Below are 12,660 nucleotides of genomic sequence, written 5' to 3' on the forward strand. Positions count from 1 at the left end.
TCTTAGCTCCTTAGTAGAAATGGCAAGGAGGGGTATAAAGGCAAAAGTTCCTGATACCCACCGAGAACAGCGGTTCCCAGTGGTAACAGCAGGGAAAGAATCCCTAACTAGATTACTTGTAATTAGTTAGGGTCTGTTCAAGATATAGCAACCGCCATAGCTGTTAGGACACATCATTTATGTAGAGACGCGCCATGGCGCGTCTCTACAATGGTGACGAAAGTCCTAATCGATGTGTCTACTGCTATATCAGGAATCTGGCTAATCCACAAACGATTTGCCCAGTTTTGTTGGGTAGGTTTTAGCGATCGCTGAGTGGGAAAGCGTGCAAATAAGCGGTCTAATTCACTTTTACCGCCTTCATCCCACAGCATTTCAATGGGTTTAAATGTTTCAGTATGGGGAAAATCAGGACGGTGGCGAGTTAATCGTTCAGCGTATTGGGTCAATGGCTGAAAGTGAATCGAATAATAGAGTCGGTTAACTGGATAGTTTCTGATTTCAAAGCAGGGAAAAAATTCTGGAAAGCGTTCCCTGGCTTCTTGAAAACGGTTATAGATATCTCGTTCCCAGCGCTTGCGGGTAATATCATCAATTTCTATACCTTGCTCATTGAGGAGAATCATCGAATTATTGGAACGGTGCATAACTAGAGGGAACTTGCTTCACTCTCTACTTTAGAAAGGGGGTGTGACAGGGTTATGACAAATTAATGACGATCTTACCGAGGGGTGGCTGCATAAGTTGTGAGGAGGGGAGGCAACAGGCAACAGGCAACAGTTTTAACCTCCTGTGTAAGGCAGATTCTCAGCTAATAACAAGTTTAAACTATGTCATGCCTAGCGATAGTTAAAATATTTAAATGCAATTAGCGTTGTAATAAAACTTCGTAAACTCCCCTTTTTGTGGCATTTTCCCAACAAATCGACGGAATTATAAGGGTTTCCGCGATTCTTCGATTTGGGGTAGAATATTATACATTGGGGCTTTTTATTGACTTAAATAGGTTTGCAATTGCCCAAACCCTTAATAATTCGTGCAGTTTCGGCTAGTTCCTTGTCTTCAGCCAGCGAATTAGTTTTGCGCCAAGCCATGTATTTATGCGAAGAAGTGTAAAGTGATATTGCCAGGGGTTGACGATAAGCGTGTTGTATTATTTTGATTTGGGGTGAGTCAGGGCGGGTTTGGCTACAGATGTTATCGGTGGGATTCAACATTGAGTGCCTAAACCCGCCCCTACTGTGCCAATGCCAACCCATCCCCACGGGGTTCAGATGCGGCAACGAAAATGCCTCCTTGCCGTAAAATCATCTGACCCTTGCCAAATCGTTTCCCATCGGTACTCATTTCAATATGATGTCCCCGTTGGGCAAGTGCCAAAGCCACGTCAGACGGTACGTTTGGCTCTAAAAGTACCTGATTCCCGGCGATAAACTGCCATCGTGGGGCATCTAGTGCCGCTTGGGGATTCATGCCATAGTCTGCCAGATTCACCACCATTTGTAGATGTCCCTGGGGTTGCATATATTCCCCCATGACGCCAAAGGGACCCAAGGGTTGACCGTCTTGGGTGAGAAAGCTGGGAATAATTGTATGATAGGGACGCTTTCCGGGTGCGACTTGATTGGGATGAGCGGCGGCTAAGGTGAACCCACATCCCCGATTGTGCAGGGCAATACCTGTACCCGGAATTAGAATCCCACTGCCAAAGCTTTGATAGTTGGATTGAATCAACGACACCATCAACTCCCCATCGGCGGCGGCTAAATAGACGGTTCCGCCTTTGGCTAAACCGGGTTGGGCTAAGGGAATCGCGGTTTCTGTGATCAACTGGCGACGAGTTTGGGCATAGTCTTTATCCAGTAGCTGCTCAACTGTCATGTCCATAAATCGAGGATCGGCGATATAGCGCTTGGCATCGGCAAATGCCAGCTTCATGGCTTCAATTTGCAGGTGATAACTGTCCACAGAGTCACGGGGATATTGACGTAAGTCGAATCCTTCCAGGATATTCAAGGCGATTAATGCGGTTAATCCTTGGGTGTTGGGGGGAATTTCCCAAACCCGTAAGTCTCGGTAGGTGGTGGAAATCGGGTTAACCCAATCGGCTTGATGGGCGGCTAAATCGGTTACGGTTAATAAACCACCCGTATCCGCCGCAAAATTCGCGATCGCACGAGCAATATCTCCTTGATAAAAGCATTCACCCCCAGTCTGGGCAATCCGGGTTAAGGTTTGAGCATGAGCCTCACTTCCCCACACCTCTCCCGGATGCGGCGCCCGGTTATTCGGAAAAAATACCGATTTAAAGGGTTCAAATTCTCGCCCCTTCAGGGGGAGGAAAATCGCCTCCGCCTGTTTCCAAGCCGTTGCGGTAACTGGGGAAACCGGATATCCTGACCGAGCATAGCGAATCGCCGGGGCAAATAATTGCTCAAAGGGTAATTTTCCCCACCGTTGCCATAATGTTCGCCAAGCAGAGACGCATCCGGGTACGGTGACGGGTAACCACCCCCGTTGAGGGATATTTTCCATCCCGGTGAAGTGGTCTAAACTTAAGGCTTGAGGACTTTTACCCGAAGCGTTGAGTCCATGTAACTGACCATCCCAGACTAAGGCAAAGGTGTCAGAGCCAATTCCGTTTGAGGTGGGTTCAACGACTGTGAGTGCGATCGCGATCGCTAACGCTGCATCAACAGCATTCCCCCCCGCCCAAATCATCTCCATCCCCGCTAATGTGGCGAGGGGTTGGCTGGTGGCGACAGCACCATGTTTGCCCATGATTACCCGTCGCGTTGAAGGGTAAGGATAGTCGGTTAGAGAGTTTGGCTGCATCAATGTTATCAGGGGTTGAGACGCTATCTCAAATTTGGCAGATTTGGTGAGATTTGGGTGATTGGCGAAAGATTAGTCAACCCGATCAGAAATGCTCCATGGCATATTTTTCCCGCCGATAAACCATTCGCAACCACTGTATCCCGGCTGCTGACAGCGCCGACTTGATTGCACCCACCAATTTGCCCCAGCGATACATTTCGTGCAGGTTAGGAACCGTCTGAAATTTTTGAGCATAGAACTGTACCCAAAAGGTAGGGGCTTTGAATTTGTGTCGTTGCCAACGCTTATGCCAGAGGAGAAAATCTCTGGGATGAGGGGGTTCTACGTCTACAATTGGCGGCAAATCGGCGTAACTGACGAATCGACTCACGCCTTTGCCCACAACATGAATCACATAGCGCCAGCAGTGAATTCGATAGATTTCCTCAGGCTTGAGGTTGAGCAACAGCGCGATCGCTTCTTTGGTGACAAAACGAGCCAGAGGATGGATCGCTCTTGATTCTGGTAGTAATGTTGATATCATAGAAGTTGACTCGTGAGTTTACCTTGTGAGTTTTACCTCATGAGCCGTACCTCATGAGTCCTTTTCGATAACTGGCGATTGCTCTGCAGTTTCCTACGCCGAGAGTGATCGCTTTTTCCAATATAGGTATTAAAAGGCATATTTGTACCCTTTGTCAACAATGGGATTGGTTAGGCTGCGAATTAAAGAGTTTGCTGCGGAAAAAGGTTGGACGCTCAAGGAAGTTTCTGAGCGTTCTGGAGTGGGGTACAGTGCGCTGAAGGTTTATGCTCGTTCCCCTGGCTTGGCAACGGTTGACGTTACAGCCTTACACAAGTTGGCGCGTACATTTGATGTGTTGATTGAAGATTTATATGAAATTGTCAAGGATTGACACTCCCCCGGCTGAAAGCACGGGGGATTCTTCGTTCATCCAATCACCTTAGAGTAGTAAAGACGCCGCCATCCTCGGTTAACGACAGCACAGGACACAGGACATCACTATTTTTCAGTGGACAATGATATGGCTCTCCCGGATCTACGCAGCAAACTGTATCATTAAGATACAAAATAGACTGTGCTGATCGGGCAAACGTTTCATTCGAGCCTTTAAGATTAAGTCCTTCTCATCAGTCATCAGGATGGACTTCCCTGAATATACCTGAATTTTACTGAAATCTCGCTCAATTAACCGAATTGATACAACTCAATTTTCATGAATTAATGGCTTGCATAAAAAAGCAAACTATTGGTAGGTGAACTTATACCTTTAGGGACTAGGTTGACAGTCCCCTAGGTTCGGTAGAGCCAATTTTCTCTAATCGGTAACTAAATATCAACTTAAATAGCGAAATATAAATAAATATTACAAATTTCGACATCTTGCATAAAATGAGCAACTTAATCACAAGTAGTATATAGCGGCTCAAAATTTCGGAGTTTAACCCTATTCGCTTATGAACTGTATTTCATGCCAAGACAACCTTCAGTTGAGGAATGAGCAATTATACTGCGATATAGCCGATCGCCAGTGGATAGAAGCACAACTGACCAAGTCCCGGTCTGTGCTTCACACCTCTTTACAATCAGTACCCAGCGGTGTTATAGCATTCAGCTCCCAGGGAGATATTCTCCGCTTTAATCAAAATTTTGTGGGGACGTGGCAAGTTCCAGAGGCGATCGTAACGTCACGAAATTCTCAACAACTGTTAGAGTTTTGCAGCAATCAACTCAAAGAGCCTAAAATTTTGACTGGATATGTTCAGGAACTGCCTAATCAACCGAATGTTGAGATTTATGATATCCTGAAGTTACAGGATGGGAGAATTTTCGAGCAGCATTCCCAGCCTCTACGCCAAGGTCAACAAATCATTGGTCGAGTCTGGAGTTTTCTTGACATTACCGAACGCAAGCGCACTCAGGAGCAATTATTGGGAGTGATCGCCGCTCAGTTGCAAAAGCACGATTCTCTCCATCAAGGTTATGCTCCTGAATTCCAGCAAGTCCTTGAACAACCATCCACTAACATACCAATTTTCGGGGCAAACTCAACGTTAATCTTTCCCCAGGTTCCTAAGTTGCGTAAAGTTTTCGACTTTATTGAAGCAAATTATCACCAACCGATTACCCTCAGCAGTGTAGCCCAGGCAGTTGGTTACTCACCAGCTTATTTAACTGATCTAGTGCGACGTCACACGGGACAGACAGTGAACCGCTGGATTGTTGAGCGTCGTATGGCAGCAGCCTGTTCCTTGCTCCTAGAGACTGATAGCTCAGTGGAACAAATTGCCACAGCAGTAGGCTATCAAAATACAGGTCATTTCTTCCGTCAGTTTCGCCAATACCATAATACGACTCCCTCTGCCTGGAGAAAGGCACATCAAGCTTAGTTTATATATAGCGCTCCTATTTAGGTTGTGGCAATTTTCAAAACTTAAATCCTTGCTATACCTGGGTTTCAATCCGTTCACTTGTTGCATCCTATTTAGGATTGCTATATAAGTAGGTTGGTGGAAATAAACGGAACTATATTAAGTTCTGTAAATATTCCTTAAACCCTTACGAATGAGGTAGCTTGCTTCTTGCTTCACGAGTATGACGAATGACAAATGATGCTCCCCGCCGTTAACTTTAATGTTTCCCACCTACTTACTTAAAACTGAAGTTCCCCCAGTCAAAAACTCAGAACTGCCTCACCGTGCGACTGATGGGGAATTTCATCTCAAAAGTAAAGATTTTTTTAGTAGCTAAGGCTACAATTATTCGGCTAAATTCGATTACTGAATTGGCGTGTCTATTACAAGCTGCTAGTAAGTATAAATCTCTATAACCAGCTTTAGCGAAAAAATCTTCAGTCTTAACCAAAAAATATGCATTGCTCTTCAGAGTTTAACTATCTAAAATGTTAAATGTAAGGTAAAGATTGTTGATTTAATCTCTTGTATACGCACCAAGAATTGGGAGTATTATAGCGAATGATTGTTGTAATGAAATCGGGAACTCCAGCCGAAGAAATTGAGCGAGTAAGCCAAGAACTATACCACTGGAACTTAATCCCAGAGAAATGTATAGGTCAACACAAAACCGTGATCGGTTTGATCGGTGAGACGGCGATAATTGATCCCGGACAAATCCAAGAACTTAGCCCTTGGATTGAGCAGGTTTTGAGAGTGGAAAATCCTTTTAAACGGGCGAGTCTAGAATTTCGCCATGGACAGCCGAGTGAGGTGTTGGTAGAAACCCCGAATGGAGTTGTCGCCTTTGGTCAAAACCATCCCATTGTTCAAGTTGCTGGACCTTGCTCAGTAGAAAGTGAAGAAATGATTGTGGAGACAGCAAGGGCGCTCAAGGCGGCTGGTGCTAAGTTTCTGCGGGGTGGAGCCTATAAGCCTCGAACCTCTCCTTATGCCTTTCAGGGACATGGTGAGAAGGCATTAGGTTGGCTCTTAAAGGCTCGTGAGGTGACAGGTTTGGGGATTGTGACTGAAGTCATGGATACAGCCGATCTTGAGAAAGTTGCCCAGGTGGCTGACATTATCCAAATCGGTGCCCGCAATATGCAGAATTTCTCGCTGCTCAAGCGAGTAGGAGCGATAGATAAGCCAGTTTTGCTCAAGCGAGGGATGTCCGCCACGATTCAAGATTGGCTGATGGCGGCTGAGTACATTTTGGCAGCAGGTAATCCGAATGTGATTCTGTGTGAACGGGGAATTCGTACTTTTGACCAGAAGTATACCCGGAATACCCTCGATCTTGCCGCCATCCCCGTTTTGCGATCGCTGACTCACTTACCGATTATGGTTGATCCCAGTCACGGCACAGGTAAAGTCGAATATGTTCCAGCGATGGTGATGGCTGCGATCGCAACGGGTGCAGATTCGCTGATGATTGAAGTTCACCCCAACCCAGCCAAAGCACTTTCAGATGGACCTCAGTCTCTGACACTGGAAGGATTTGAGCAATTAATGCAGGAGATGGCGCCCTTGGGCAAATTCTTTGGTCGTTGGACTCAAACGCCTGTAACAGCTTCACAGAACTTTGCCCAAACACGCGATCGCTCATTGGTAGCCGGGGTGAGTCACAGATAAAGTGTAGCAGCAGCGTTGATATTTGTTTTTTACCAATAGTACGACACGAGAGTTTTATTAGCACTGTCGATGGGAGCTCACGCCCTAGCCATTCAAGGTTTGAATGGTACTAATCAATCATTCCACCCCTTTATCCATAAACTCAAACCTCATTCAGGGCAAAAATGGGCAGCCGACCAAATGCTCAACCTGCTTGCCGGTTCGCTTTTAGTCCGCCAAGAGTTAGATGGTTCTCACGACTATCGCGGCGAAAATCCAATTCAAGACCGCTATTCACTGCGTTGTCTGCCACAGTACCTCGGACCCATTGTTGATGGCATCGAGCAGATTACCCAACAAGTTGAGGTGGAAATTAACTCGGTCACCGACAACCCGTTAATCGATGTAGAAAATCAAGCCAGTTATCATGGCGGCAATTTCTTGGGACAGTACATTGGCGTAGGAATGGATCAGCTACGCTACTACATTGGATTATTAGCTAAACATTTGGATGTACAAATTGCTTACTTAGTAGCGCCGGAATTTAACAATGGATTGCCAGCGTCTTTAGTGGGAAACCGACAGCGTAATGTCAACATGGGGTTGAAGGGGTTGCAAATCACCGGGAACTCCATTATGCCCCTGTTAACCTTCTATGGAAATTCCATCGCTGACAGATTTCCGACCCACGCTGAACAGTACAACCAAAATATCAATAGCCAAGGCTTTGCTTCTGCAAATTTAGCCCGTCGCTCAATAGAAATCTTCCAACAATATATGGCAATTTCCCTAATGTTTGGGGTGCAAGCGGTTGATTTACGGACTTATGTCGCGGCTGATCATTATGATGCTCGTGCTACGTTGTCGCTTGCAACCCGGGATTTATATCTGGCAGTGCGCGATGTCGTTGGACAACCCCCTTCACCAGACCGCCCCTACATCCGGAACGACCACGAGCAAGCCTTAGATGAACACATTGCTCGCATTGCACAGGATATCGCCACGGGTGGGCAAATCGTTGCCGCTATCAACAATAGTGTATCTATCTGAAGAGAGGGTTCCTGTTATGAACATCGCACATCATCTAGAGCGAGGGAAACTTTTATTTCCTGACAAAACTGCCCTAATTTTTGAAGAGAAATCGTTTACCTACAAACAGCTTGACCAGTTAGTCAATCGCGTAGCCAATGGTTTACGCGGACTGGGAATCCGAAAAGGCGATCGCGTAGCCTTGTTTTTGCCAAATATTCCAGAATTCGTGATCTCCTATCTGGGAATTCTCAAAATTGGTGCGGTTGCTGTGTCAATCAATGTGATGCTAAAACGTGCTGAAGTTAGCTACATTGTTCATGATTGTGCTGCCAAAGCCATCATTACAACTGAGTCAGAACGTGAACAGGTTCTCGATGCAGACTTACCGGAACTACACCACATTTTGATTGCAGAAGGTCAAGCAAGTAAGGGAATGAGTTTAGCACAACTCATGGCAAATGCTTCACCGACTATGCGGGCTGTAGAAATGGATCGCTACGCTCCTGCTTGCATCGTCTACACCTCAGGAACAACGGGTTTTCCTAAAGGAGCCACTCTTTCCCACGGTAACGTGATTTCTAATATGTACTCCCACAACCGTTGTTGTGGAATGCAACCCAATGACCGATTACTACTTTACCTGCCGCTATTTCATTGCTTTGGTCAAAACGCCATTCTCAATGCTGGATTGAACGTTTGTGCCACCATCATTCTGCAACGCCGATTTGACCTCGAACAAGTTCTTCAGGCTATTGCTCGTTACAAGATAACGATGTTCTTTGGTGTACCGACAATCTTTATCAAACTGTTGGATACAACCACCGCTGACTGTAATCTTGATAGCGTGCGCTATTATTTTTCCGCAGCAGCACCTATGCCAATTGAGGTTGCCCAGAATTGGCAGGATAAGTATAGACAAGTTATTCATGAAGGGTACGGCTTAACTGAAACATCGCCCTGTTCCTGTTACAACCATGACCTGAAATATAAGCTGGGTTCAATTGGCGCTCCCATTGAAAATGTGGAAATGAAGATTGTTGATGGTGAGGGTCATCAAGTAGAACCGGGTGAGTTGGGTGAGATACTTATTCGCGGTCCCAATGTCATGCTGGGTTATTGGAATCGCCCTTTTGAAACCGCTGAAGTGATTAAAAATGGTTGGTTCCATACCGGTGACATCGGTCAGATGGATGAGGATGGCTTTTTCTACATCGTTGACCGCTTAAAAGACATGGTAAATGTGTCTGGATTTAAGGTGTATCCGACTGAAGTCGAAAATGTAATTTATCAACATTCATCTGTTGCTGAAGTCGCTATCTATGGTGTACCTGATTCATTTAAAGGGGAGATAGTTAAAGCCAATATTGTCCTTAAATCGGGTCACGCTATTACCGAACAACACATGGTTGAATTCTGTTATGAAAGGATGGCAGCTTACAAAGTTCCTCGTATAATCAATTTCGTCGATGATATCCCGAAAAATCCTGCGGGTAAAGTAATGAAGCTAGTTTTACGTCAAAAATAAAAAACTCAATTACCTGCTGCCGTTGCTATCAGCATGTAAAAAAACACATTGTTTGCTGAAGTAATCAGTTCATCGTAGTCAATCAAAGTAACGATCATGAGTGTTAAACCCCTTAATCAAACAGCAAATTCTGCTGAACAGTTGACAATAAAAACTGCTGTCTCAGCTAATCACACCTCAGTCGAACGTTCTGCTGGTTCCTCTATTTTCTCGCCACCCACAGCATCAACCCCTAATGGAAAGCCTAGCCAGCAATTAGAACCAACCCAGTTGAGTGTTGCACAAGCTGTGGTCAAGATGCTCGAGGATCTGGGAGTACGCCGTGCGTTTGGTGTTTCTGGAGGTGCGATCGCTCCTTTCTGGGCTACCTTGAGCCATAGCTCTATTGAGGTCATTCATTTTCGCCATGAAACTGGAGCCGCTTTTGCTGCCACCGAAGCCTATATTGCCAATGGAGAGCCAGTTGTCGTCTTCACTACCACCGGTCCAGGAATCACTAACGCCTTGACTGGACTCATGGCTGCACGCTGGGAAGGGGCAAAGGTAATTCTCTTGTCGGCTTCCACCTCAGCACCGCAGCGTGGACGTTGGGGTTGTCAGGAAACCAGCGCCTACACCATGCCCATTTCCGGTATTTTTACCTCAGGACCACTGTTCAATTACGCTACCACTCTGGAGAGCGATATTGAACTGCCACAGATTGCTCGCCGACTCGCCAACGGTCTGGCACGACCAGAGGGCTTTGTCGCTCATATCAGTATCCCCACGGGCGTTCAGACCAGTTTAAGCAAAGTGTTAGTGTCACGGATTCAGGCTACTCAAACCCTGGCAACCTTGAGTGAGGAAGCGATCGCTGAATGTGTGCAGTTGCTTTCTGAAGGACCCTTTGCGATTTGGGTCGGCTTTGGAGCGCGGAATGCAGCTAAGGAAATCCGCAAGTTGGTGGAAAAAACAGGAGCCGGGGTGATGTCGTCACCGCGTGGCAAGGGCATCTTTCCGGAAAATCACCCTCAGTTTGTTGGTGTCACAGGTGTTGGCGGTGATGACTCAGTACTCACATATATGCAAGAGCAACAACCTCTACGCACTTTGGTCTTGGGTACACGTCTGAGTGAACCCACATCATTCTGGAGTCCTGCAATGGTACCCTCACGAGGTTTTATCCATGTTGATATCGACCCAGAGGTGCCAGGAGTCGCTTATCCATCTGTAGAGACGTTCGCTATCCAATCTGATGTAGGACTATTTGTCAAGGTTCTACTGAAGCAGTTTCCAGAACGTATTAATCACTTTTCTCCTGTTTTGCTACCCCATCCTGAACGGGAAGTAATCCATCCTGGTGCAGGTTGCCCAGTACGCCCTGAAGTTCTATTGGATGCAATGCAACGCCTAATCGTTGACAGCAGCAATGCATTGGTGATGGCCGAGTCAGGTAACTCCCTGACTTGGGGAAATCATATGCTGCGCTTCGACACACCTGGTCGATACCGGGTCAGCACCGGATTTGGCTCAATGGGTCATTTTGTCACAGGTGTTGTAGGTGCGGCGTTGGCACGGAATGGTAAGGCGGTCGCCTTGGTCGGTGATGGTGCCATGCTCATGAACAGCGAAGTCAGCACTGCCGTAAAACACCAGATTCCTGCCGTCTGGATTGTCCTCAACGACGGAGGCTACAACATGTGTAAGCAAGGAATGGCATTGCTAGGCTTCAAGGGTATAGATGGAGATGTGCCGCAGGCAGATTTCGTCCAGATTGCCCGTGGGATGGGGGCTGACGGTATTCGTGTAGAAAATGAGTTTGACGTGGAAGCCGCGTTGGAGAAAGCAATGGCATCACCAGTCCCTTTCGTTGTCGATGTGGTTATCGATGCCAATCAGCCTGCACCGATTGGAGGTCGTATTAAGAGTCTGATGTCACAAGGTGCTAAGAAATAGACTCTAATGTCACAAACTGCTAATAAATAAGGAGATTTGTCATCATGTATCAACCAGTAGGTATTCGTTCAATTGCAGTTAGCTTTCCCAGTATCATTCGCACAAATGATTATTACACAGAGAATTATCCCGAATTAATTGCCGAGGCTGAGAAAAAAACCTTATCTAAGGTATTCTCTACGACTGACTCCACCTCCCTGAATGAGTTTGACTTGGAGATGCTACCTTACCTGTCCGATCCCTTTCGCGGTACTGTCGAGCGACGGGTGTTTGCTCCCGATGAGACCTCGCTGTCAATATCGTATAGTGCCGCCAAGGAGGCTCTGGATGCAGCAAAGCTTTCCCCGAACGAAATTGACTTGATGCTCGTTGCCACCATCTTTCCTGAGCAAATTGTACCTGGTAACGCTGCCTTTCTTGCTGGTGAACTCGGATTGCACGGTGCAGCTTGGAATATTGATTCTACCTGCTCGAATGCGGTAGTTGCGCTCCAAACAGCCTGTGCTTTAGTGCGTGCGGGAGAGTACCGTAATGTGCTGGTAGTCATCTGTACTAACTACTCCCGCTTTACTGATGACAATGATACCCTCTCATTTTTATCGGGCGATGGAGCTGGAGCCTTTGTGGTTGGCTCGCTCAAACCGAACCAAGGAGTCCTCGGCACAAAGATTATCAACACAGCCTCGACCTGTGGCACCTTCTTTAATGAACTGACAACAGACGCGCAGGGCAACCCGCAAATGTTCATACGGGCGGGTAAGGGTGCAGGCAAGATGCTCAGCGATACATCTGTGAAGTTTGTCCGTGAGTGCTGCACAGGCGCTCTTGCCGCTGCTGGTGTAACCCTTGAGCAAATTAACTTTTTTGCTTTTAATACACCCACAGCCTGGTATGCAAACGTCTGCGCCCGCGCACTCGGCATCGACCCAGAGCGCACGATTAACCTCCATGAACGCTATGCAAACATTGGACCGATGCTCCCCCTCGCCAATCTGTACCATGCCGCAGAATCGGGCAGGATTCGCGAAAACGATTTAGTTCTAGTTTACACCATTGGTTCCGTATCCAACGCTGGGGCAAGTGTAATGCGCTGGGGTGACGTGGCTCTAGGTTCCGTTCCAGCGCCCCCAGTAAGCCTTAATCAGCACAAAGATAGGAGTCCGCTGCTTGCTAGGTAGCTAGCCTATCTCCGAAGTCTAATCTTTACCCCTACCAGCCCAGCCTAAAGGAAAAAGAACTAAGCATCATCTCTTAAATCAATC

Annotated in this window: 9 protein-coding genes and 1 pseudogene; 7 read left to right on the top strand and 3 right to left on the bottom strand. The window is 46.7% G+C overall.

Going from position 1 to position 12,660, the window contains the following annotated elements; genetic code table 11:
• Window positions 1-173: 173 nt before the first annotated feature.
• The 3 genes from RIG27_RS14820 to RIG27_RS14830 all read right to left on the bottom strand — a co-directional run bounded on the left by RIG27_RS14820 (window position 174) and on the right by RIG27_RS14830 (window position 3,361).
• Complete coding sequence (locus tag RIG27_RS14820; RefSeq protein ID WP_446346319.1) at window positions 174-647, bottom strand: hypothetical protein; 474 nt, start codon at window positions 645-647, stop codon at window positions 174-176.
• A gap of 589 nt (window positions 648-1,236) precedes the next feature.
• Window positions 1,237-2,835: a gamma-glutamyltransferase family protein gene (locus RIG27_RS14825; protein WP_446346321.1), complete on the bottom strand. Its 1,599-nt coding sequence runs from the start codon at window positions 2,833-2,835 to the stop codon at window positions 1,237-1,239.
• Between the two features lie 85 nt (window positions 2,836-2,920).
• Entirely contained in the window at window positions 2,921-3,361 is a 441-nt protein-coding gene (locus RIG27_RS14830; protein WP_446346322.1) for a hypothetical protein, read from the bottom strand.
• Window positions 3,362-3,521: 160 nt separating this feature from the next.
• Here RIG27_RS14830 and RIG27_RS14835 point away from each other — a divergent pair, with 160 nt between their 5' ends.
• From RIG27_RS14835 to RIG27_RS14865, 7 genes and pseudogenes are all read left to right on the top strand, one after another.
• On the top strand, window positions 3,522-3,734 hold the full coding sequence (locus tag RIG27_RS14835; protein WP_446346324.1) for a helix-turn-helix domain-containing protein: 213 nt from the start codon (window positions 3,522-3,524) through the stop codon (window positions 3,732-3,734).
• 562 nt (window positions 3,735-4,296) lie between these two features.
• Window positions 4,297-5,229 (top strand): helix-turn-helix domain-containing protein, encoded by a 933-nt coding sequence (locus tag RIG27_RS14840; protein WP_446346326.1) that lies wholly within the window; start codon window positions 4,297-4,299, stop codon window positions 5,227-5,229.
• Between the two features lie 585 nt (window positions 5,230-5,814).
• Window positions 5,815-6,927 carry a 3-deoxy-7-phosphoheptulonate synthase gene (aroF, locus tag RIG27_RS14845; RefSeq protein WP_446346328.1) on the top strand — a complete coding sequence of 371 codons (1,113 nt, stop codon included), beginning with the start codon at window positions 5,815-5,817 and terminating at the stop codon, window positions 6,925-6,927.
• A 39-nt stretch (window positions 6,928-6,966) separates the two neighbouring features.
• Window positions 6,967-7,956: pseudogene (locus RIG27_RS14850) on the top strand (aromatic amino acid lyase); the annotation flags it as partial.
• Between the two features lie 16 nt (window positions 7,957-7,972).
• A complete protein-coding gene (locus tag RIG27_RS14855; RefSeq protein WP_446346330.1) occupies window positions 7,973-9,463 on the top strand; it encodes a class I adenylate-forming enzyme family protein in 1,491 nt (496 codons plus the stop codon).
• Window positions 9,464-9,559: 96 nt separating this feature from the next.
• The gene (locus RIG27_RS14860) at window positions 9,560-11,398 is read left to right on the top strand and encodes a ScyA-related TPP-binding enzyme (RefSeq protein ID WP_446346332.1); all 1,839 of its coding nucleotides are present in this window, start codon (window positions 9,560-9,562) and stop codon (window positions 11,396-11,398) included.
• 41 nt (window positions 11,399-11,439) lie between these two features.
• Window positions 11,440-12,576: a 3-oxoacyl-ACP synthase III family protein gene (locus RIG27_RS14865; protein ID WP_446346374.1), complete on the top strand. Its 1,137-nt coding sequence runs from the start codon at window positions 11,440-11,442 to the stop codon at window positions 12,574-12,576.
• Window positions 12,577-12,660 lie beyond the last annotated feature (84 nt).

It is taken from the genome of Coleofasciculus sp. F4-SAH-05 (genome assembly GCF_040222985.1).
GTDB classification, from domain to species: Bacteria; Cyanobacteriota; Cyanobacteriia; order Cyanobacteriales; family Coleofasciculaceae; genus Coleofasciculus; species Coleofasciculus chthonoplastes.

Excerpts from the sequence above, each read along its gene's own strand:
- RIG27_RS14820 (WP_446346319.1), bottom strand. The coding sequence starts at position 647 with ATGCACCGTTCCAATAATTCGATGATTCTCCTCAATGAGCAAGGTATA.
- RIG27_RS14825 (WP_446346321.1), bottom strand. The coding sequence starts at position 2,835 with ATGCAGCCAAACTCTCTAACCGACTATCCTTACCCTTCAACGCGACGG.
- RIG27_RS14830 (WP_446346322.1), bottom strand. The coding sequence starts at position 3,361 with ATGATATCAACATTACTACCAGAATCAAGAGCGATCCATCCTCTGGCT.
- RIG27_RS14835 (WP_446346324.1), top strand. The coding sequence starts at position 3,522 with ATGGGATTGGTTAGGCTGCGAATTAAAGAGTTTGCTGCGGAAAAAGGT.
- RIG27_RS14840 (WP_446346326.1), top strand. The coding sequence starts at position 4,297 with ATGAACTGTATTTCATGCCAAGACAACCTTCAGTTGAGGAATGAGCAA.
- aroF (WP_446346328.1), top strand. The coding sequence starts at position 5,815 with ATGATTGTTGTAATGAAATCGGGAACTCCAGCCGAAGAAATTGAGCGA.
- RIG27_RS14855 (WP_446346330.1), top strand. The coding sequence starts at position 7,973 with ATGAACATCGCACATCATCTAGAGCGAGGGAAACTTTTATTTCCTGAC.
- RIG27_RS14860 (WP_446346332.1), top strand. The coding sequence starts at position 9,560 with ATGAGTGTTAAACCCCTTAATCAAACAGCAAATTCTGCTGAACAGTTG.